This is a genomic window from Burkholderia ambifaria AMMD, from assembly GCF_000203915.1.
GTDB classification, from domain to species: Bacteria; Pseudomonadota; Gammaproteobacteria; order Burkholderiales; family Burkholderiaceae; genus Burkholderia; species Burkholderia ambifaria.
The window spans coordinates 2,062,910-2,084,753 of record NC_008391.1 but is presented as its reverse complement, the minus strand read 5'-3'; the positions used below and the strand labels follow the sequence as shown (position 1 = coordinate 2,084,753).

19 protein-coding genes and 1 pseudogene are annotated in these 21,844 nt (G+C 63.5%); 6 read left to right on the top strand and 14 right to left on the bottom strand.

Annotation, left to right across the window (positions count from 1 at the left end; all coding sequences use genetic code 11):
• Positions 1-210: 210 nt before the first annotated feature.
• Entirely contained in the window at positions 211-2,145 is a 1,935-nt protein-coding gene (locus BAMB_RS25300; protein ID WP_011659995.1) for an NHL repeat-containing protein, read from the bottom strand.
• Between the two features lie 148 nt (positions 2,146-2,293).
• Between BAMB_RS25300 and BAMB_RS25295 the strand changes: the two genes are divergently transcribed.
• Positions 2,294-3,346: an RNA-guided endonuclease InsQ/TnpB family protein gene (locus BAMB_RS25295; protein WP_011659994.1), complete on the top strand. Its 1,053-nt coding sequence runs from the start codon at positions 2,294-2,296 to the stop codon at positions 3,344-3,346.
• Between the two features lie 286 nt (positions 3,347-3,632).
• Here the strand turns inward: BAMB_RS25295 and BAMB_RS25290 are convergent, their stop codons facing one another.
• Both BAMB_RS25290 and BAMB_RS25285 read right to left on the bottom strand, forming a co-directional pair.
• Positions 3,633-4,937 (bottom strand): dicarboxylate/amino acid:cation symporter, encoded by a 1,305-nt coding sequence (locus tag BAMB_RS25290; RefSeq protein ID WP_011659993.1) that lies wholly within the window; start codon positions 4,935-4,937, stop codon positions 3,633-3,635.
• Between the two features lie 332 nt (positions 4,938-5,269).
• Positions 5,270-6,475: an MFS transporter gene (locus BAMB_RS25285; protein WP_011659992.1), complete on the bottom strand. Its 1,206-nt coding sequence runs from the start codon at positions 6,473-6,475 to the stop codon at positions 5,270-5,272.
• Positions 6,476-6,786: 311 nt separating this feature from the next.
• Here BAMB_RS25285 and BAMB_RS25280 point away from each other — a divergent pair, with 311 nt between their 5' ends.
• Entirely contained in the window at positions 6,787-8,934 is a 2,148-nt protein-coding gene (locus tag BAMB_RS25280) for a TonB-dependent receptor (RefSeq protein WP_011659991.1), read from the top strand.
• Positions 8,935-9,060: 126 nt separating this feature from the next.
• On the opposite strand, the pseudogene BAMB_RS36210 reads toward BAMB_RS25280, so the two are convergent.
• From BAMB_RS36210 to BAMB_RS25270, 3 genes and pseudogenes are all read right to left on the bottom strand, one after another.
• A pseudogene (locus tag BAMB_RS36210) lies at positions 9,061-9,244 on the bottom strand (DUF1289 domain-containing protein).
• Positions 9,245-9,246: 2 nt separating this feature from the next.
• Positions 9,247-10,527, bottom strand: coding sequence for a CDF family Co(II)/Ni(II) efflux transporter DmeF (gene dmeF, locus BAMB_RS25275; RefSeq protein WP_011659989.1), 1,281 nt, complete (start codon positions 10,525-10,527; stop codon positions 9,247-9,249).
• An 11-nt stretch (positions 10,528-10,538) separates the two neighbouring features.
• Positions 10,539-10,811, bottom strand: a complete 273-nt coding sequence (locus tag BAMB_RS25270; protein ID WP_011659988.1) for a metal/formaldehyde-sensitive transcriptional repressor — start codon at positions 10,809-10,811, stop codon at positions 10,539-10,541.
• 174 nt (positions 10,812-10,985) lie between these two features.
• Here BAMB_RS25270 and BAMB_RS25265 point away from each other — a divergent pair, with 174 nt between their 5' ends.
• The 4 genes from BAMB_RS25265 to BAMB_RS25250 all read left to right on the top strand — a co-directional run bounded on the left by BAMB_RS25265 (position 10,986) and on the right by BAMB_RS25250 (position 15,258).
• Positions 10,986-11,963, top strand: coding sequence for a chromate resistance protein ChrB domain-containing protein (locus BAMB_RS25265; protein ID WP_011659987.1), 978 nt, complete (start codon positions 10,986-10,988; stop codon positions 11,961-11,963).
• Entirely contained in the window at positions 11,960-13,138 is a 1,179-nt protein-coding gene (locus BAMB_RS25260; protein WP_011659986.1) for a chromate transporter, read from the top strand. The genes BAMB_RS25265 and BAMB_RS25260 overlap by 4 nt, the downstream gene beginning before the upstream one ends.
• A 189-nt stretch (positions 13,139-13,327) precedes the next feature.
• On the top strand, positions 13,328-14,482 hold the full coding sequence (locus BAMB_RS25255; protein WP_011659985.1) for a DUF3182 family protein: 1,155 nt from the start codon (positions 13,328-13,330) through the stop codon (positions 14,480-14,482).
• Positions 14,479-15,258, top strand: a complete 780-nt coding sequence (locus BAMB_RS25250; protein WP_011659984.1) for an alpha/beta hydrolase family protein — start codon at positions 14,479-14,481, stop codon at positions 15,256-15,258. Before BAMB_RS25255 ends, BAMB_RS25250 begins: the two co-directional genes overlap by 4 nt.
• Before the next feature lie 23 nt (positions 15,259-15,281).
• On the opposite strand, the gene BAMB_RS25245 is transcribed toward BAMB_RS25250, so the two are convergent.
• The 8 genes from BAMB_RS25245 to BAMB_RS25215 form a co-directional block, all read right to left on the bottom strand.
• Complete coding sequence (locus tag BAMB_RS25245; protein WP_011659983.1) at positions 15,282-15,986, bottom strand: RNA polymerase sigma factor; 705 nt, start codon at positions 15,984-15,986, stop codon at positions 15,282-15,284.
• A complete protein-coding gene (locus BAMB_RS25240) occupies positions 15,983-16,297 on the bottom strand; it encodes a cupredoxin domain-containing protein (RefSeq protein ID WP_011659982.1) in 315 nt (104 codons plus the stop codon). The genes BAMB_RS25245 and BAMB_RS25240 overlap by 4 nt, the downstream gene beginning before the upstream one ends.
• 31 nt (positions 16,298-16,328) lie before the next feature.
• Positions 16,329-16,880, bottom strand: coding sequence for a DUF4142 domain-containing protein (locus BAMB_RS25235; RefSeq protein ID WP_011659981.1), 552 nt, complete (start codon positions 16,878-16,880; stop codon positions 16,329-16,331).
• Positions 16,881-17,441: 561 nt separating this feature from the next.
• Positions 17,442-18,047, bottom strand: a complete 606-nt coding sequence (locus BAMB_RS25230) for a hypothetical protein (RefSeq protein WP_127456224.1) — start codon at positions 18,045-18,047, stop codon at positions 17,442-17,444.
• A gap of 91 nt (positions 18,048-18,138) precedes the next feature.
• Positions 18,139-19,026 carry a gamma-glutamyl-gamma-aminobutyrate hydrolase family protein gene (locus BAMB_RS34465; RefSeq protein WP_158380548.1) on the bottom strand — a complete coding sequence of 296 codons (888 nt, stop codon included), beginning with the start codon at positions 19,024-19,026 and terminating at the stop codon, positions 18,139-18,141.
• Positions 19,027-19,054: 28 nt separating this feature from the next.
• Complete coding sequence (locus tag BAMB_RS34460) at positions 19,055-19,429, bottom strand: GFA family protein (RefSeq protein WP_011659979.1); 375 nt, start codon at positions 19,427-19,429, stop codon at positions 19,055-19,057.
• A 49-nt stretch (positions 19,430-19,478) separates the two neighbouring features.
• Positions 19,479-20,633: a trans-sulfuration enzyme family protein gene (locus BAMB_RS25220; RefSeq protein WP_011659978.1), complete on the bottom strand. Its 1,155-nt coding sequence runs from the start codon at positions 20,631-20,633 to the stop codon at positions 19,479-19,481.
• The gene (locus BAMB_RS25215; RefSeq protein WP_011659977.1) at positions 20,630-21,841 is read right to left on the bottom strand and encodes an MFS transporter; all 1,212 of its coding nucleotides are present in this window, start codon (positions 21,839-21,841) and stop codon (positions 20,630-20,632) included. The genes BAMB_RS25220 and BAMB_RS25215 overlap by 4 nt, the downstream gene beginning before the upstream one ends.
• Between the last annotated feature and the right edge of the window lie 3 nt (positions 21,842-21,844).

Genomic DNA, 21,844 nt, shown 5'->3' with positions numbered 1-21,844 from the left:
TTGTCTGCCCGTGTCGCGCGGTGGCGAGGGCTTGTGCCAAGCGATCGAATGGGTTGCGTCGGCTATCGCCGACGTGCCGGAATTACAGCGCCGCCCAGTGTCAAGTGGATGACCGGTTCCATTGCGGAGCCGACCTATTACATATGGTTACAGCGAAGACGTTTCGATGACAGCCACCGTGATGTCATCGTTGCGTTCAAGGCGCCGCCCTCAAGGCGTCCACCGATAAACGGTGATGCTGTTCCCCTTCACGTTGTTCTTCGTCACCACGTACTCACCGTTCGAGCGGCGGTACGCGCGCACGCTGTACATCGCGTCGATCGCGCTGCTGGTATCCACGGTCGCCGGGCTTGCATTGACGAGCGTCGTGTCGAGGTTGCCGGTGTCGAGGTTGAATGCGTCGATGTTCGGCCACAGCGGCCCGCTGCTGCTGAACCAGTAGCCGACGAACAAGTGATTGCCGGCCGCGTCGATCGACTTCGCGCCGCTGTGCGGCAGCGTGATCACCGGATTCGGCTTCGTTGTGTTGCCCGCGCTCCAGCCGTGATACACCTCGATGCGCGTGCCGATCGACGTCCAGTCCGTACTCCCGACCACGCCCTGCGCGAGCACCATCGTGTCGCTGTCGGCGAGATAGACCACGCGCGTCAGCGGCTGAATGCTGGCCGGCACCGGCGTCGGCACGCCCGGCCCCCACGAAGGCTTGCCGCTCGCATCGAAGCCGGTCAGCGGATAGTGATAAATGGCGCCGGTCTTGTCGAGGCCGGCCCATACGTCGCCCTTGCTGTCGAGGCTGAAGCCGGCCGACACGCGCCGGGTCGTGTTGAACGCGGGCCCCGGGATCGATCCGTCGGGAATCGCGACATAGCCGTTGGCCGCGTTGAAGTGGAAGAAGTAATAAACCGGCGGATTCTGCCCCGCTGCCACGAGGATCCGGTTCGCACCGACCGACGTCAGCAGCCCGAAGTGCTCGTCGCGCTGCGTGTCGTTCATGTTGATGCGCGGATCCGACGGATACGTGAACGGATCGACCGTATTCGCGATGAAGGTGCCGCCCGCGGTGCCGCCGTAGATGTGCGTGCCGCTGTAGAACAGCGCGCCGTCCGTGACCGGATCGGGTGACGCGATCCCTTCGAAGTTGAGCGACTGCAGCGTCCACCGCAGGCTGCCGGTGCTGCTGTACGCATGAATGTCGGTCGCGCCGTTGCGGCCGAGATCCCAGCTGCCGCCCCACGGGTTATTGAGCACGTACAGGTTGCCGCCCGTGTCCTTGCCGATCCCGACGATCCGGGTGAAGCGCTTCGCGCCGACCTGCCCCTTGATGCCCGCCGTCGTGTCGAGATAGCCGCCGCGCACGCCGAACGTGCCGGCCAGCGCGGGCCGGCCCGATACGGTGTAGCGCTTGATGTTCATGTCGGGGCCTTCGTCGCCGACCAGCAGCTCCCCCGCCGCCGCATCGACATAGAGCGCCGACGGCTGCGACCCGGCAGCCAGCCGGATCGTGTTCAGCGGCGCGCCGGCCGGGCTGAATTCGACGACCGCGCCGGCGCTTTTCTGCGCGACCCAGACGTTGCCCGCTGCGTCGACCGCGAGCGCGCCCGGCGCGGACACGCCGATGTCCCGCTGCCAGACGCCGTCGGTCGTGAACACCCGCACGCGGTTGCCGTAGAAATCGCTCGCGTAGAGCAGCGAGCCGGCCGTCGCGAGCCCGGTGACGACGTCGATGCGCGGCTGGTTCGTCGCGGCGGAGACCTGAATGAGCTTGTCGCGAAAGTGCGTCGCGCGGCTGTAGCGCCCGACCGCGCCGCTGCCGTAGGTGCTGCCGGGCTGCAGCGCGACGAACAGCGACGTCGCGTTGCCCGTGATCGCGCTGCCCTGGAATTCGGAATGCGCGCCGATCGAGCCAACGCTCTTGCCGTTCTGGTAGATCGCGACGCCGCCCTCATCCTCGTCCCACATCGACGCGGTGTAGATCACGCCTTCGGGCGCGACCCACATCGAACGCGCGACGTTGCCGACGTGCGCCGCGAGCGTGCCATATGTATTCGCCAGCCAGTCGGTGGTATTACCCGCATATCCGTAAGGTGCGATCGCGGCGATCGCGGCGGCGAGCAGCACGGCCCGAATCGATTTTCTGGCGACCATGGCTGAGGTTCTCCTGAATGGCTTTTTCATCAGAATTTGCTCCGAGAGACCAGCTATTTCCCCCAAGGGGACTTCCTTCGGGGCGGATGGCGGGAAGGAAAGGATTGCTGTTGACAGACAGCTTCTTCCACGGGTTAGGATCACCGGCATGATTCTTGTCTACCGCTACCGGGTGAAGTCGCTCAACGGACTGCTCAACAAGCAGAGCCGTGCGGTGAACTACGTCTGGAACTTCTGCAACGATACGCAGAAGCACGCGCTGAAATGGAGCAAGAAGTGGCCAACAGGCTTCGACCTGAATGGACTGACGAGCGGCAGCAGCAAGGCGCTTGGCATTCACTCCGGCACGATCAACGCGACGTGCGAGCAATACGCGAAGTCGCGCAGCCAGCACCGTCGGCCTTACCTGCGCTATCGCGGCAGGAAGTCGCTTGGCTGGGTGCCACTGAAGGGCTGTCACCTGAAGCGCGAGGGTGATGCGTTCCGATTCGCCGGCAATACCTTTCGCGTGTTCAGTAGCCGGCCGCTTCCCGAAGGCAAGATCAAGGATGGGACCAACTTCGCACAGGATGCGCGCGGCAACTGGTTTCTCAACATCGTGATCGAGATGCCCGATATGCAGGCCCGCCCGGTCCGTTCCGGTGTTGGCATCGATCTCGGCCTGAAAGACTTCGCCACACTTTCGACCGGCGAGAAGCTGCCCAATGACCGATTCGGCCGACGCGCGGCGGAGAAACTGGCGAAAGCTCAACGGGCGCGCAAGCACAAGCGACATATCGCGAAGCTGCACGCCAAAGTGGCGAATGCCCGTGCCGATTTCCAGCACAAGCTCGCGCTCGATCTGGTGCGGCGTTTCGATTACATCGCGGTCGGCAACGTGTCGGCCGCGAAGCTCGCCAGAACCAGGATGGCGAAGAGCGTCTACGACGCATCCTGGTCGTCCTTCCGAAGCAAGCTCCGCTACAAGGCGATCGCGCACGGGGCCACGTTCGAGGAAGTCGACGAAAGCGGTTCTACCCAGTCCTGTTCGGCGTGCGGGTCGAAAGACAGCACGACGCGGCCGAAAGGTATCGCCGGACTGCGAATAAGAGAGTGGGCCTGCAGTGACTGTGGTGTCGTGCATGATCGAGATACCAACGCTGCCGTGAACATTCTCCGATGCGGACGTGCATCGCCAGGTGTGGGAATCCTCTGCCTTTAGGCGGAGGATGACGTCAAATAAATCGAAAAAAATTGCGGACCGCCCGCGCATGCGAGAGATGCGCTGCAGACGACTGCGCGAGAGTGAATGACCACTTACGCGTCCGGCACGACTATCGGGGAAAACGGGTGTTCGCCTGCGGGCATGTCACCGCTGGCTGGAATGCGGCGTATTGAAGAACTGGCGGAGGGCTTGTTCGGCGAATCGGGAAGGTCGCCGGCGGGTCTCGCGCCGGCCTGAATCCCTGTCGAATCCAGGCCGGAAAACATCATTGACTACCGGAACATCACGCGGACGTCGCCGTCTCACGCACCTCCACCTGCTTGATCTCGCCGCCGCCCGAATCCGCGTCGTCGCGCGGATCGCCGAGCTGGCCCTCCCACTTCGCGACCACGGCCGCCGCGATCGAGTTGCCGACGGCGTTGGTCGCCGAGCGCCCCATGTCGAGGAACATGTCGACACCCATGATCAGCAGCAGCCCGGCTTCCGGCAGGTGGAACTGGCTGAGCGTCGCCGCGATCACGACGAGCGACGCGCGCGGCACGCCGGCCATCCCCTTCGACGTCACCATCAGCATCAGCAGCATCGTGATCTGCGTGCCGAGCGGCAGGTCGATCCCGTACACCTGCGAGATGAACAGCACCGCGAACGTGCAGTACATCATCGAGCCGTCGAGGTTGAACGAATACCCGATCGGCAGCACGAAGCTCGAGATCTTGCGGTTCACGCCGAACCGGTCGAGCGCGTCGAGCAGCTTCGGATACGCGGCTTCGGAGCTCGCCGTCGCGAACGACAGCAGGAACGGCTCGCGAATCAGGCGGATCAGCGTGAACGCGCGCTTGCCGAGGAACGTCACGCCCGCGAGCGTCAGCACGCCCCACAGCAGCGCCAGCGCCAGATAGAAGCTCGCCATGAACTTCGCGAACGTGAGCAGGATGCCGAGCCCTTCCGTCGTGATCGTCGACGCCAGCGCGGCAAACACGGCGACCGGCGCGAACCACATCACCGCGCCCGTCACCTTCAGCATGACCTGCGCGAGATCGTCGATCACGCCGGTCAGGCGCTTGCCGGCGTCGCCGAGCGCGGACAGCGCGGTGCCGAAGAAGATCGAGAACACGACGATCTGCAGGATCTCGTTGTTCGCCATCGCCTCGGCGATCGACTTCGGCACCAGGTGGACGACGAAGTCCTTCAGCGTGAATGCGGCCGTCTTCAGGTTCAGCGTCGCATCGGCGGCCGGCAGCGGCAGGCTCAGGTGGCTGCCCGGCTTCAGGATCGTCGCGGTCACGAGACCGAGCACCAGCGACGTGAATGACGCGATGAAGAACCAGCCGAACGCCTTCACGCCCACGCGGCCGACCGACCCGCTGTCGCCCATCTGCGCGATGCCGACCGTCAGCGTCGCGAACACCAGCGGCGCGATGATCATCTTGATCAGCCGCAGGAACACGTCGGACAGCAACGACACGTAGCCGGCGACTTCCCTGGCCATTTTCGGGTCGGGAAACGCGCTATGACAGGCGTAGCCCACGGCGATGCCCAGCGCCATCGCGATGACGATGTACCGGGTGATGTTGTGCTTCTTCTTCATTAGCAATCCAAATTACGGAACATGTGTTTCCAACGGCAGATCGATCGCCGGCATCGAAACGGGAACGGAATTCCGCGAGCACGGCGTGCGCCGTTTCGAGTGCCGGAGCCCGTCCGCGGGCATGGCCACGGCGAACGGGGAGGCATTCTATCGCAAACGCCGGACCATCTTTCAATTCTGAAAGGAAAGACGGCGGGGCAAGACGGTGTAGGTGCCGGAGCGTTCTGCCGCAGCGGGACAGGCCAAGCCGCCGGCTCGGGACAGGCGCCCTGTCGCGCCCGGCGGTCAGCTTGGCCGTACGCGGGACATCCGCGAAACCGCCATGCGACGCGTCACGCCGCCGACGTGCCGGGTCGCGGCATGAACCGGCACAGACACAACGGCACCACGACCAGCGCGGCACCCGTGACAAACGTGGTCGACGCGCCAAAATGCGTCCACAGCGCGCCGGCGAGGCTGCTGGCGAGCAGCATGCAGATGCCGCTAACGAGATTGAATACGCCGAACGCAGTACCGCGCAGCGTAGCCGGCGAGGTTTCCGACACCATCGCGGCGAGGATGCCCTGCGTAAAGCCCATGTGCAGCCCCCACACGGCCACGCCGACGAACATCGAGATCGTCGACGTGCCGATGCCCAGCAGCAGGTCGGCCGCGATCAGCAGCACCATGCCGGCCGCGAGCAGCACGCGTCGATCGAGCCGGTCCGACAGGATGCCGACCGGCCACGCGGACAGCGAATAGGTGACGCTCATCGCGACCATCACCGCCGGGATCCATGCGGCGTCGAGCCCGGTCTGCTGCGCGCGCAGCACCAGGAACGCCTCGCTGAAACGCGCGAGCGTATAGGTCGCGCCGGCCGCGACGACGAACCAGTAGCTGCGCGGAAACTCGCGCAGCGCGCTCCAGCGCAGCGGCGAGCGAAAGCGCCGTTGCGATTCCGCCCGATCGGGCTCCCGCACGCCGAATATGATCAGCGCGATCGCGATGAACGCCGGCACCACGGCGAACCAGAGCACGGTCCGGATGCGATCCGCGAACAACAACATCAGCGCGATGGCGAGCAGCGGGCCGAGAAACGCGCCCACGGTATCCATCGACTGCCGCAGGCCGAAGCACGCGCCGCGGATTTCGGGCGGTGCGACGTCGGCCACCAGCGCGTCGCGCGGCGCGCCGCGAATTCCCTTGCCGACGCGATCGAGCAGCCGGGCCGTCACGACCACGGCCGGGGTGGACGCGAGCGGGAACAACGGCTTGGTGAACGCCGCGAGGCCGTAGCCGAGCAGCAGCAGTCCCTTGCGGCGCCCGAGCCAGTCGCTGATCGCGCCGGAGAACACCTTCACGATCATCGCGGTCGCCTCGGCCGCTCCTTCGAGGATGCCGAGCGCGACGACGCTCATCCCCATCGTCGACACCAGATAGATCGGCAGCAGCGCATGGATCAGCTCGGACGATAGGTCCATGAACAGGCTGACGAGGCCCAGCGCCCACACGGTCCGCGGAATCGCACGCTTGCCGGCAATGGGTGATGGAACGCTCATGACGGGTCGACCTCGAGGTTGGGGGCGGCGGACGCCGGGGGTTGCCTGTCGCAGCGGGTACTTACTTGCTGCGACATCCGTACAGGAACACGTGTCCTGCGGAAATCCTCGAGCACATTCTGGACGAGACCGACGCACATATCGACTGCATCGACACGCAATGCGTGACGACCAGCCCCATCGCGCTGCATAAACATCAGACAAATCAACAATCGAGTGCATTGCAACACTTGTTGACCTTCGATTCCTTTCAAATGATAATGCGTCGCGTTACGAAATTACGAATCATTACGCACACGACAGGTTGGGAGATGAGACGAGTATTGCACCCGGCACGACGCGCCGTACTGGCCGCCGTTGCGTGCCAGCCGATCATGGTTGTCGCGGCCTTCGCGCAGGAAAACACCGCCGCGCCGACGAGCGCGACGACCGACATGTTGCCGGCCGTCTCGGTGAACGCGAGCGCGGTCCGTGATCCGGGCGAAGGCTACAACCCGACCAACGCGGTCAGCGCCACCCGGATCGACGCGCCGCTGCGCGACATCCCGCAGACGGTGAACGTGGTCACGGCCGAAGTGATGCGTGATCAGCACGCCAATTCCCTGCAGGACGTGTTGAAGAACGTCGCGGGCGTCGGGTTCTCCACCGGCGACGGTCAGCGCGACCAGGTCACCATTCGCGGCTTCTCCGCGATTGCCGACCAGTTCGTCGACGGCATTCGCGACGATGCGCTCTATTTCCGCGATCTGTCGAACGTCGATCGCGTAGAAGTCGTCAAGGGCCCTGCCGCCGTTCTTTATGGCCGAGGTTCTTCAGGTGGACTAATCAACCGTGTGACGAAAAAGCCCGGAGTCGACGTCACCAACCTGGGTGTCAGCTACGGTTCGTGGGCCGACCGTCGGGTCGAAGCCGATGTCGGCCGCGTGCTCGCGAACGGCGCGGCCGCGTTCCGGATCACCGGCGCGCACGAGGAAGCCAAGAGCTATCGGTCGCAGCAGTTTCTGAATCGCACGGCGGTCGCGCCGTCGTTCGAATTCCGCATCGCGCCGAAGACGACGGTATTGCTGCAGGCCGACTACCTCGAAGATCGCCGTGTGACGGACTTCGGCATCCCGGCCTACAAGGGACGGCCGGTCGACGTGCCGGCATCCGCCTATTACGGCGCGGCGAACGCCGGCGAGGTCGACTATTCGCGATCGCGTGTCTATTCGAGCACCGCGACGATCAAGCACGAGTTCAACGAACAGTGGTCGATCCGCAATGCCACTCGCTACTATCACTATTCGCTCGACCGGAACAACACGCTCGTCGGCAGCGTCAACGAAGCGAGCCGGACGTTCACGCTGAATCACGGCAACGTCTATCGCGAGGAACACGGCTGGTTCAACCAGACCGATCTCACGCAAAAGGCCACGCTGTTCGGCATGAAGCACGAGTTGCTGTACGGGATGGAAATCGGCCAGCAGAACAAGGATCTCGTCAATTATTCGGCTCCCGTCGCCGGCGCGAACGGCAAGCCGATGAATTTCGACCTGTTCGCGCCGGCGCTGCCGACGCTGCCGCTGCACACGTCGACCACGCCGGCCACCAACAACCTCGGCATCTTCAAGACGCTCGGGTTCTACACGCAGGACCTGATCAGCTTCAACGATCAGTGGAAGGCGCTGGTCGGCATCCGCTACGACCGCTTCGAGCAGGAGACGCTCGACCGCCGGCCCAAACAGCCGGGCCTGTCGCGTACCGACACCGCATGGAGCCCGCGCCTGGGCCTGGTCTGGCAGCCGACCCGGACGCAGTCGTACTACGTGTCGTGGAGCCGCTCGTTCCAGCCGTCGGGCGAGGCGTTCTCGCTCGCGGCCAACAATGCGGAGCTCGCGCCGGAAATCACGACCAATACCGAGATCGGTGCGAAGTACGACTGGCTCGGCGGCAAGGCCACCACGACGATCTCGGTGTTCCGGCTGGATCGCAGCAACATCAAGATCACCAACGGAGCCGGCACGGCGCTGATTCCGATCGGCGAGCAGCGGACCGACGGCGTGGAACTCAGCGGCGCAGCCGAGCTCAGCCACGGCTGGCGCGTGCTGGCAGGCTACGCGTACCTGGATGCCACCGTCACGAATTCGACCGCTGCATTGCAGGGCAAGCGGGCCACGCTCACGCCGCGTCACTCCGGCAATCTGTGGCTGACCAAGAATCTCGGCAACGGCTTCGGCGTTGGCGGCGGCCTGAACTTCGTCGGCGCGCGGATGGCCGATCCGCAGAACACGGTGACCTTGCCGGGTTACGTGACGGCCGACATGATGGCCTGGTACGCGCGCGGCCCGATGTCGCTCCAGTTGAACCTCTACAACCTGTTCAACAAGGGCTATATCGTCTCGGCACACGGCTCGAACGCGAACCTCAACCTGCCGGGGGCACCGCGCAGCGTCATGGCGACGTTGCGATACGAGATGTAAAGCGGAGCGTTGCCGACGACGCGTGCCGGGTCGGGCCGGCTCGCGGTCCTACGCGGCGTGCGTCGTCGGCAATAGATGAACGCATACACGCGCGGCGTGTCGCTGTCCGGCCGCGCAAGGCTGCAATCAGTCGGTCGTTTCCCGCGTCAGCTTCGCGTGCCGCCGCGCGGTCGTTCACGATCTGGTGACGCCGGTGGTCCGTCATCTTCTTCCAGCCGCGCGCTTCGTCGCGCGTGCGCAGGCATGCCACGCAGTAGCCGGTCCGGCCGTCGAACGAACATACGTCGACGCAAGGGGATTTGACCGCCATGTTTACTGCCCTCGCGTCGCGGGTATCACTTCGACGGTGACATGCGACAGGTTCCTGAAACGCTGGAGCACGCCGTGATAGAAGCGTGCATCCCGCTTCGGGTCCGCCGTCGCCACCGACACGACCGCGCTCATGTGCCCCGGCCCGAGCCGCCAGACATGCAGGTCGCCGACGCGGTCGCCCACGCCTTCGATTGCATCGCGCACACTGTCCGTCAGACGACGGTCCGAATTCATGTCGAGCAGGATGCCGCCGGTGTCTCGCATCAGGCCGTACGACCAGTTCGCGATCACCAGCGCGCCGATGATGCCGGCCAGCGGATCCATCCACACCCAACCGAATGCGCGCGCGAGCAGCAGCCCGACGATCGTCAACACGGACACGGCCGCATCGGCGATCACGTGGACATACGCGGAACGGATGTTGTGGTCGCGCGCCGCCGCAGTGGACGCGCGATGGTCGTGCTCCTCGAATGCCAACGCGTGCTCGCGGCCGTTCAAGCGGACGATCGCCTTGAATTCATGCGGCTCGGGAATGTCGTCGGTCGACTCCAGGTAAGCGCCGCGACTTTCCATCGCGAACGTCTGCCGCGTGCCGTCCGGACGGATCGTCGTCACCGACACGGCGCTCGCGTCGACGCGCTTCGTGTCGTTCGTCGCGGGGGTCACACGGAAAACCGGCGGGACGCCATCCTCGAACACCGATACGAGAAACACGCCTTGCTGATCGAAGATCCGGTGCGCGTCCTCCTCGTGTTCGTGAGCGTCGTGCGCATGCCCGTGGTGATGGTGATGACCATGCCCGTGGCTATGGCCATGATGGTCGCCGCTCAGCAGCCATACGCTCGCGACGTTGACGAGCAGGCCGGCAACCGCGATCGGAATGGCCTCGCCGAAATGAATCGGTACCGGGGCGAGCAGGCGCGCAACCGCCTCGTACCCGATCAGCAGCGCGATCATCGCGAGCACGATCGCGCTCGTGAAGCCCGCCAGATCGCCGAGCTTGCCCGTGCCGAACACGAAGCGCGGGTCACTCGCATGCTTGCGAGCGTACGTGTAGGCGAGCGCGGCGATCAGCATCGCGCCCGCATGCGTCGACATGTGCAGGCCGTCTGCGATGAGCGCCAGCGAGCCGAACATCGACCCGCCGACGACCTCGGCCACCATCATCGCCGCGCACAGCGCGATGACCATCCACGTCCTGCGTTCGTTCTGCTCGTGCGCCGCGCCGAGAAAGATGTGGTCGTGCCCTGCGCCGAAGGCGTCGTTCCTGAAGTCGTTCATTGCGCCCTCGATTACTTGAAGTAGCTGTGAACGACTTCGATCAGCTGTTCGGTCGCGCTGCCTTCATCGGCGTGATGTTCGGCATCGACCAGATGGCTGCGGATGTGATCCTCAAGCACGACCGCGAGCAGGCCGTTCATCGCGCCGCGACCACTCGTGATGAGGCGCAGGATCTCGTTGCAACCGCGCTCGTCCTCCAGCGCGCGTTCGATCGCTTCGACCTGTCCCTTGATGCGGCGGACACGGTTCAGCAGCTTTTGCTTTTCCTTGATGGTGTGGCTCATGGCAGTCCCTTCATATACCGGGGGGGACTATATCTCAAATCTGCTTTCCATATAGGGGGGAGGGGTATATCGGCCAAACGTCAGACGAAGAAGGGAGTTGCCCGCCGCCCCGCCGCGACAGCCTTCGCCAAAGTTTTCTTGTAGAGCTGATAACGCTTGAGTAGCATTTTCTACATGAATGCGCTCACGACATGGTCGCTCCTCATCCTGACGCTTCCGACGCAGAACGCGACGGCGCGCATGCGGTTCTGGCGTTCCCTGAAGGCGAAGGGCTGCGCGGTGTTGCGCGACGGCATCTATCTGCTCCCGTACTCGGACGAGCACGAAGCAGCCCTGCGCGAACTCGCGGACGCGATCGCCGAGAGCGGCGGCACCGCCCACCTGTTGCGCGCGCCAAGTCTCGACGCGGCGCAGGATCTGGAGTTCCGGACGCTCTTCGATCGACGCGACGACTACACCGCCTTCATTCAGACCCTCGCGGAGGCCCGCAAGACCTTCGCCGGACAGTCCGCCGTGGAACTCACGCGCTTGCTGCGACGCATCCGCAAGGACTTCGACGCGATCCGGTCAATCGATTACTTCCCGTGCGACGCAGCGACCCGTGCCGAAGTCGCGCTGCAGGATTTCGTCGCGCTGGTCGATACCGTGCTGTCGCCGGGCGAGCCGCACGCTGCCGAGCGCCCCGTCCGCGTGCTCGCAATCGACGAGTATCAGGGACGAACCTGGGCGACGCGCCAGCGCATGTGGGTCGATCGAGTCGCCAGCGCGTGGCTGATCCGCCGCTTCATCGACACCCACGCGCGCTTCATCTGGCTCGCGTCGCCGGCGGATTGCCCCGCTGACGCGCTGGGCTTCGATTTCGACGGCGCTGCGTTCACGCATGTGGGCGAGCGCGTCACGTTCGAAGTGCTGCTCGCGAGTTTCGCGCTCGATACGAACGCTGCACTCGTACGGCTCGGCGAGATCGTGCATGCGCTCGACGTAGGCGGCCCCGCGGCGCCCGAAGCGATCGGCTTCGAGGCCGTGATGGCCGGCACGCGCCAGCGCGCGGAGAACGACGACCAGTTGCTCGAGCACATGAGCGCCGTGCTCGACGCGCTGTACGCGCATTTCTCATCGACCGGAAAGAACGGGAACGGAGCCAGGTCATGACCACCGCCATCGCCGCGACCGAACCGACCTACTCGCTCGGCGAGCTGGTTGCCTACATGCTGCGTCTCGGGACGTTCGGCTTCGGCGGGCCGGTCGCGCTCGCGGGCTACATGCGTCGCGACCTGGTCGAGCGTCGCGGCTGGATCACCGAAGCCGACTACAAGGAAGGACTCACGCTGGCCCAGCTCGCGCCGGGGCCGATGGCCGCGCAGCTCGCGATCTATCTCGGCTTCGTCCACTATCGTCTGCTGGGCGCGACGCTCGTCGGATTCGCGTTCGTGCTGCCGTCGTTCCTGATGGTGCTCGCGCTCGGCTTCGCCTACGCGCACTTCGGCGGGCTGTCGTGGATGCAGGCGGTTTTCTATGGTGTCGGCGCCGCGGTGGTCGGCATCATCGCGATGAGCGCGTACAAGCTGACCACCAAAACCGTCGGCAACGACAAGTTGCTTTGGGCGATCTTCCTGACGCTCACCGTCGTCACGTTTGTCACCGAATCGGAAATCGCGTGGCTCTTCATCGCTGCCGGGTTGATCGGCTGGCTGTGGCGCGCGCCACCGAAGTGGCTGCATCGGGGCGGGCTGCATGCGGTAGCCGCCGCCAACCTGCCGGCCGCCAGCGGAATACTGAGCGGCATCGACCTGCCGCAGCTCGTGCAGATCGGCGCGTTCTTCACGAAGGCGGGCGCGTTCGTGTTCGGCTCGGGGCTCGCGATCGTGCCGTTCCTCTACGGCGGCGTCGTCACCGAACATCACTGGCTGAACGACAGGCAGTTCGTGGATGCCGTTGCGGTCGCGATGATCACGCCCGGGCCGGTCGTCATCACAGTCGGCTTCATCGGGTATCTCGTCGCCGGCTTGCCCGGCGCGTGCGTCGCGGCGCTCGGCACGTTCCTGCCTTGCTATCTGTTCACCGTCATTCCCGCGCCGTACATGAAGAAGTACGGGCACCGTCCGGACGTCAAGGCGTTCGTGGACGGAATCACCGCCGCAGCCGTCGGTGCGATCACGGGCTCCGTCCTCGTGATCGCGAAACGCTCGATCGTCGACATACCGACCGCACTGGTCGCCGTCGCAACCGTGCTGCTGCTGTGGCGCTTCAGGAAGCTGCAGGAGCCGGTCATCGTCACTGCGGCGGCGCTATTCGGGCTCGTGGCCTATCCGTTGCTCCATCATTGATTTGCGTTGCGGCGCGGTGAACTCGTGCCGCGCTGACCGCCCCGCAACCTTGCGTCTGCTCGTGCATGCCAGCCCGGGAACGTAGGCGAATGAATCTTGCTACATCACCGCGATGAGCGGATTCGACAGGCGAAACCGCCCGCGACGATGCATTCATGACAATCGCGCCGCCGGCGCGAAGGGGGCGATTTGAAACCACGGGTCCAACTGGCGCGCGTAACGCCGGCACTACCGGTCGTCCTCATTCACTTTCGGGACGAGGGGACGCCGCACGTCGGTCATGTCGCCGACACGCTGCGCCAGCTCGGCGCGCAGATCGCCGCACTGAAGGGAACACGGCTTGCGGGCGAGTTCCGTCGGACCGAAAGATACCCTGCAAACCGTTACGTGATCCCGAACGATACGCTCACCGTGTCGCAAGCACGCGAACTCGGGGTCCGATCCGTACGGGACCTGTTCGGTGGCGTCGTGCCGTTTCCGTTCGTCGCGACCAAGGTGATTGCCCATCGTCTGGTCGAAGGCGCCCGCGCCAAGCCGCCCGGCTGGTCCGCCGCATTCGCGGAACACGCGGCGGCGCTGACGCTGCCGGGTTACTCCGCGTTCTCGCGCGAGGATGCGTGCGACGCCGCGCAGCGCCTGTGGCAGGACGGCCGCGTGCGGCTCAAGCGGCCCAGCGGAATCGGCGGAACGGGGCAGACACTGGTGGCCGACATGGCGGAGCTGGAAGCGGAGCTTGACGAGTTCGGCGACGACGCGTTGCGCACCGGCGGCATCGTCGTCGAGCGCCATCTCGATTCGATCGAGACGTTGAGCGTCGGGCAGGTCACGCTGGACGATCTGGTGGCGAGCTACTGGGGCGTTCAGCATCTGACCGTCAACAATCACGGCCACGAAGTGTATGGCGGCACCGACCTCGTCGTCGTCCGCGGCGGCTTCGACGTGCTGGCGCGGCTCGACGTCACGGCCGAGGTCAGCGAGGCGATCCAAAAGGCATGCGCATTCGACGCCGCCGTGCAACGCGATTACGCGGGCTTTTTCGCGTCGCGGCGCAACTACGATGTCGCGTTCGGCACCGATGCACAAGGCGTGCGCCACTGCGGCGTACTGGAGCAATCGTGGCGGATCGGCGGCGCATCGGGCGCGGAAATCGGCGCGTTGCGCATGTTCAGGACGGACATGGAGGTTGACGCCGTGGCCGCCGCGACGCGCGAGATTTACGGCGACGACCCGGCGATACCGGCCGGCGCGCAGATCGTCTATCGCGGTGTCGATGCCCACGCCGGCGCCCTCACCAAGTACTACACGGTCGATCGTCATCCCTTCCGAAGGAGCAGCGAGACATGACAGCGGAGCATTATCGTGTGCGCATCAAGGTCGAGAACGGCTACCTCGACGGTACCGTGCTCGCGCCGAAGACCACCGTGGCGGGCGTTCTGTTCGTGCACGGCTGGGGCGGCAGCCAGGAGCAGTATCTCGAGCGGGCGCGGCAGGCGGCGGCGCTCGGCTGCGTCTGCCTGACGTTCGATCTGACCGGGCATGGACGTACGCTGGAAGAGCAGCAAAACGTGACGCGCGAAACTCATCTTCGCGATTTGCTCGCCGCTTACGACACACTGGTTGACCACCCGTTGATCGATCGCGATGCCATCGCCGTCGTCGGCAGCAGCTATGGCGGCTATCTCGCGACCATCCTGACCGAATTGCGCCCCGTACGCTGGCTCGGCCTGCGCGTACCGGCGCTCTATCTCGACGACGGCTGGAATACGCCGAAGCGGGCGCTGCACGTCGAGCACGATCTCGTCGCGTATCGCAAACGCATCGTGCCGGCGTCCGACAATCGCGCACTGCGCGCGGCGTCCCGCTTTCGCGGCGATGTGTTGCTCGTCGAATCGGAGCACGATCAGATCGTGCCGCACACGGCGATCGCCAGCTATCTGCAGGCATGCCTGTCCGCGCATTCGCTGACGTACCGGATTCTCGAAGGCGCCGATCACGGGCTGTCGGACGCTGCCAGCCAGAGTGCGTACACCGCACTCGTCGAGAAGTGGCTGGTCGAGATGATCACCGGTCAGCGCGCGGGTGTGCGTGGATCCGCCGCACCCGGCCCGACGGACGCATAGCGCGCCTGTCGGCCTCGGCTAGATCAACGCGAAGCGCTTTTCGCCAGCACGCCGAGCACGATGCGATCGCATCGTTCCCCGTCGAACGAAAACACATCGCGCTCGGCCAGATCGATGTCCCGTGCGAGCGACTCGCGCAGCATGCTCCTTGCCCGGAAATGCCGTGAGCGCACCGTCGCCTCGGGTATGCCGAGGCACTCGGCAGTTTCCTCGACGCTGAATTCCTCGACGCAGCGCATCACGAACACGATGCGAAACGCTTCGGGCAACGCATCGAGCCTGCGCTCCAGTAAGGTGCGCAGTTCGGTGCGCATCAGCGCACGGTCCGGCGATTCGTTCTGGTCTGCATCCATGGTTTCCCGCTCGAAGTCGGCAATTGACGACAGCCCGACCATCGGCGCGATCGTGTCGCGCCGCGCGCCGCGGCGCTGACGCGTCAAGCACTCGTTGAGCACGAGCCGCGACAGCCAGGTCGACAGCGACGCGTCGCCGCGAAAACGCGGAATTGCGCGGAACGCCGCGAGGTAAGCCTCCTGCAGCGCATCCTCGGCTTCGGCATCGTCGCGCAACGTCACCCGTGCAAGCCGGTAGAGCCGCCGGTTGTAGCGACGCATCAGCTGTTCGAACGCCGCGCGCTCGCCGCTCGCGACGCGTGCGGCAAGCGTACGGTCGTCTTCTTCCGTAAGCGGCAGCGGCTTGGGTTCGGGGTCGTCCGCATGGTGCGTCATGGTTTGCGCTTCACGGTCAGTGTCGCTTTCATCGTAGGATGAAACGTGCAGATATATGCGTGGCGGCCCGGTGTGTTCGCGACATACGTCCACGAAGCATCGGGTCGGATTTCATGCGAATCGAACAGGCCCGCGGCCGTGGCCGTGTGCGCGACGAGATCCTGGTTGACCCAAATGATCTTGTCGCCGCGCGCGACCGTCACGCTGGGCGGGTTGAAACGCATGCCTTCGATGGTGATGCGGTGCGTCGTGGCGGCGGAGACGTCCGCGACCACGAATGCCAGTGCCGCCGCCACGACGATCCGGCACATGGTTCGCCGCCGCGCCGTCGAGGGCGCGGGCTTAGTAGGCCTTCTTCTCACTACCGCCGCCGAGCGTCGATTGCAACGCGCGAGCATGTTCGAGATGTGCGACGAATGCCGGCCGGACCTTCACGAGCAGCGCTTTCAGTTCGTCGTTCTTCGCCGACGGAATGAGCGTCTTGTCCAGTGCATCGATCACCTGTTGATGATAGGTCACCTCATGATCGACATAAGCCTTGTCGAATGCGTGCCCCTTGAGCGCCTTGAGCGCGGCGACGTTGTCATCGCCCTCCTTCTTCAACGCGTCGCTCGTCGGGTTGGCTTCCGGTTTCAGGTTCAGCTTGGTCGCGAGCGCGACCGCCGATTTGTTCACATTGGTGTGATCAGTGACCATCAATGCGGCAAAGTTCTTGACCGGTTTCGTATGCGTGATGTTTTCCGCGAGCTTGCCGGCATCGATGTCGACCTGGTTGGCCGTCACGACGATCGCCGCGATCTGAGGGTCCGTCAGTTTGATTGCTTGCGCGGAGACGGCGAGCGGCAGCGCGGAAAGGAGGGCCGCCAAGATGGATAGCTTGTGGATGCGTGTCATATCGATTTCTCCAGTCGAATGGAAACGGGACGCTCATCCAGGTCGCTCGACGATGGAGGGCTCTGTAGTGGTAGACGTCGTGAGGGTGGGTTGCGTTCCGGGCTGTCTACGGGAGGGTGCGAAAGTGGATTCGGGAAGCGCTCTGGACGAGCTGAGCTGTGGTCGATATCTCCGGAGACGTACCAAACACCCTTTTCTGGTATCGCAATGAGCGGTTGCCGCCTTTCGATTACAAGATGGCGGAACGACGCGTTTGAGACGTACTTCGCTACGTCGTGTCGCTCAAGGCGGGTGTCGCCGGATGACGCGGTAAACATTCGTCGCGTATCTGAAAAAGATGGCCACTCTTACGTAATCGCCACCCTATACTCGACAACAGTACATAGAGAGCGGGGCATACTTCGCTGGACGTCGTTCTGCGACATGTTTGTGCCCCCTCTTCAGACGCCCGCTAGTGAGCGGGCGTTTTCTTTGTGCACCCAGCATGGGCGCATTCCTGCGAGGGAAACCTCGGACGCAGGCGTGCTCTTTCATGCAACAGGTATGCACATCCAGGCGACGTCATTGCGGACTATCAAATGACTTGAACATTTGGTCCAAAGCTGCATCAAATTTCTTTCCGGCTGCCGCGAGCTCGAGCAATCTCGGTGAATACATATGAACGCTGCCGTCGTACGTATACGGTTTTTCGTACGACGACTGATACGCTATATGAATGCGAAGATCGTCGCTCAGGACGGTTGCAAGTTTAGCCTGGCAGAGCGCATTCGCATCCTCGGTTACTACGAACAACGGAGTTTCCTCACCTGCCTTGAGGACGTCATATGGACGAGGCCAGGCGGTCTTGAAGCATGTATCCGGAAACCCCATATCGCGCTCAAATTTCGGCCAAATATCGGGGCCAAGACCGGAATATATCCGCCCTTGAATTGTCACGGTCATATCGGTCAGGATGGCGGGCCCGAGGCCGGCGTTATTGAGGTAGATACCAGGGAGTTTGTTCGATTTGTCCCACATGGGAACCACCGTCACATATGGGCGATTAGTGTTCCGCGTATTTTGGCTAGCCTCGTTCGCAGCCCAAAGTGAGGCTACTAGTGAGCAAATCGAGATTGCAATCGCGGCGACATCGAATTTAAATGAATTTACAGAATTATTTTCCGGCATGAACTAATCGTCGTCAAAAAAAGTGATCGCATACAATATTCGCCCCATATTGCGGGCCCACTCAACGGGGGCTGGAATGAACTCCATACCTTCACCGTACTAAAGGCGGTGGGCAGGTCCCTTGGGTGCGAAAATTCCCACAAAAGTCGTCTTGGTGAGTGCCGCCCGCCTCCGTCGGCGTATCGCGGCAGGACTTACCGACCAATCGACGGTGCAAATAAACTGTACATTCACGACCGAACCGTGCCCAGACTGCACGGTTCAACGCGCTATCCCGCACATACCACTCAGGATGCCACTGCACACCGAAGATCGGCGCCCTCATATGCGATACTGCCTCAATGGTGCCGTCGTCGGCATATGCATCGACCCGCAGTCCGTTCGCCAGGGCCTCAATGCCCTGCCCATGCAACGAGTTCACATGAGCGTGCCGACAATCCGGCGATATTGTCCGAATCGCCTCGTCAAGCCAGCCGCCGCGCACCAATTCGACCGCATGAACGTCCCGATAGCGGTCCTCGAAAGCCAGTGCGCGATTCGCCCGGTGATCTCGTCGCCCAGGCTCGTCATGAAGTGTCGCGCAAAGGGTACCGCCCAACGCGACATTGATCTCTTGCATGCCGCGGCATATCCCGAACACCGGGCGCCCCGATGCTACGGCTTCCCGGACGACACGGATCGCCATCCTGTCACGCATCCGGTCGAGCGATCCCACGTGCGGTCGCGTGCCACCGTAAAACGCAACGTCGACGTTACTCGCGCCCCCTGGCAGCACGATTCCATCAAGACGATCGAGCAGCGTGTCGAGACTTCGATCGGATGCGAGATCATTCGTCGAACCGATCAGTAACGGCAGTACCCCGCCAAACTCCGTCGCAGCCTGCAGATAGCGTTCGAACACGGCTTGATGGGAAAGGCACCCCCACCCGGGTACCTCGATATCCTCTGCGGAGCACAGCACGCCGACGACCGGCTTCATGTCCGGGAGTTGTCGCATCGCGTCCGAGTCATTGCGGAAAGGACTGGATGTTTTCTTCCCAGTTCTTGCCATCAAACGCAACCACATCGAAAGCGTTGGCCCCGGGAAGATCTAGACAGCGCAGATTGACACTGTAGTCGTGGGGATGAGAACGCGGACGATAAAACGGCTTCACGCCGCAAACTCTGCAGAATGTGTGCTCCGCAATCCCGGTATTGAAGCGGTATAGCGTCAAATGCTCGCCACCCTCGAGCAGTTCGAAATCGTCGTGCTCGACGGGAACGTGCAAGAATCCCGACGCGAAGCAGATCGAGCAATTGCAATCGATCACCCTGCGCGACGCAGCCGATCGAATGCGAAAGCGTATCGCGCCGCAGTGACATTTCCCGTAGAGATATTGCATTGCTTCCGTCATTGATCGCCCCTTTTTTCCGAAAGTACACCCCTGCCCTTCATCGGTGTCCCGTACACAGCGCGGCATCCAGATCGTGCCGAAGCGTATCGGGATCTTCAAGCCCGATGCTCAACCGTATGCCGATACGCTTCGCATCGTCTCGGGACACCGTGATCGGGCAGGCTACCGACTCATAACCGCCCCAGCCCCATCCTCGCCCGATCAGCGAAAAACCGTCGATGACGTTTCTGACCGCCTCCTCGCCGCTATCCTTGAGCACGCACGCAAACACACCGCCCGCACCGGAATACTGTGCCCGCCAAGCGGTGTGACCGCTGTCGCCGGCCAGCGGAGGGTAGTAAACGCTTTCGATCAGCGGATGATCCCGCAACCAGGATGCGACATCGCATGCCGACTGAAAATGCCGATCCATTCGTACTGCCAACGTCCTTAATCCTCGCAGTGCCAGATTCGCGTCGTCTGCGCCCACGGCCTGCCCCGCTAGACGGCTCACGTTCTTCACACGCTCGTACATGTCGAGGCTCGCAAACACTGCCGCACCGACCATCGAATCGGCATGGCCACCGATGTACTTCGACATGCTGTGAATGGCGACGCTCGCACCGTGATCGAGCGGATTGAAGAAATATGGTGTGGCCCAAGTATTGTCGACGACGACCGGAACGGGTCCGGCGATCTCGACGACCTCCCGTAGCACGCACATATCGAAATGCGATGACCCCGGTAGATCGAGATAAACCACACACGTACGTTCACCGAGTTTCGCCGCCAGTTCAGCCGGATCGTCCAGCGAGAATTCGTCGATCGATACACCCTGCCGATGCAGCACCCCGTCGCAGAATTTGCGTGCCGCCGGATACGACGAACGCGAGATCAATACGTGCCCGCCGGGAGCAGCCAGTGTCTGCAGCACGGTCGCGATGGCGGCCAGCCCCGAACACATCACCAGCGCGGCAACGCCATGTTCAATTTCCGCCATCGCGCCGCATAGCGCGTCCGTCGTCGGTGTTCCCCAGCGCCCGTAGTGATAAGGAGCCGCGCCCGGCGCCATTTCGTCGAAGGATTCGAAAAGTACCGTCGACCCGCGATATACGGGCGGGTTGACGAAGCCGAAGTGCGTGGCAGGCGCGCGGCTCACCGTCGTCAGGACCGTGCCGGTCGCGCTCTTTCCGGCGGTAGGTTCGCGAATCATCGACGCCCTCCGCAGAACGCCAGCAGACCGATTAGGGCGATTCCCGTGAACACGACCCATCCCAGCGTAAGCCCGGGCCAGCCCGCCGCAGCACTGCCGATGAAGTTGCCCAGCATCCCGCCGATCGCCCACGAGATCGCCGACGCGCCGAAATAGCTGCCGGCGTTCCCGTCGGTCGTCAGATCGGCCAGTGCGATATTCGATGCGGGAAGAATCAGGCTTTCGCCGAACGTGAAGACGATCGCGACGGCAATCAGGATGATCAGCGATGCGCCAGTGCCCCAGCCATGCCCGAACAGAAACGCCGCCATCGCGAAGCAGCAACACATTGCCGCATGCCCGATCGTCATCATGGATCGCCACGTCGTACGCTGAAACCAGCCCATGCCCAGCGAGGCCGTGGCGATACCGATCAGGGCATTCGTGATGTAGAACGGCCTGACGCCGTTGTAGCCGTTCACGCCATGCGAAAACGTCAACGGGATGAAGACATAGATCTGCGTATACACGGTCCAGAACGGAACGAGCGCCCAGCACAGTCGACGGAACCGTCTGTCGCCGAATGCTATCAGCAAGCCACGTAATGGATGGACCGCGGCTGCGTTGCGTGCTCGCCGCCCGGATATCCAGGGCGCCACGAATGCGAGTGCCGCGAAGATCCCCCCGCTCACCAGAAACGGCAACGTCCGGTCCGTGTTCGGAACGACGATGAGCAGCGCCGGACCGACCAGCGCCCCGAGATTGAGCGCCAGGTTGTTCAGCGCAAATACCTTGGGTCGTGCGGCGGCATCGAGCGACCCGAAAATCGAATACGCGGTGGTTTCGTAAAGGGCAGCACCGAGTCCGGACAGAAATGCCCACATCAGCAGTCCCGGAACCGACAGCGCCACCGCTAATCCGACGAAACCCGCCGCACGACAAATCAGACCGAGCGTGGTCAGTACGCGGCTGCTGAAGCGATCCGTCGAGGGGCCCAGCACCAGCGGCAGTAGCCGGCTCGCCAGCAGATTCACCGTCAGTACGCTAGCAACGCTGCCCGCATCCAGATGACGCTCCAGGTCAAGGAACGCAGCGAGCAACGGCAGCGACCCGAACACAGACAGATTCACGAGGAACTGAAAAATCAGCAATATCCGCGTCGAAACCGACACACCTTCGGCGATTCCCGTAAGCCATGCCGACGGGCGCGTGAACTTGATTGCATGCATCGT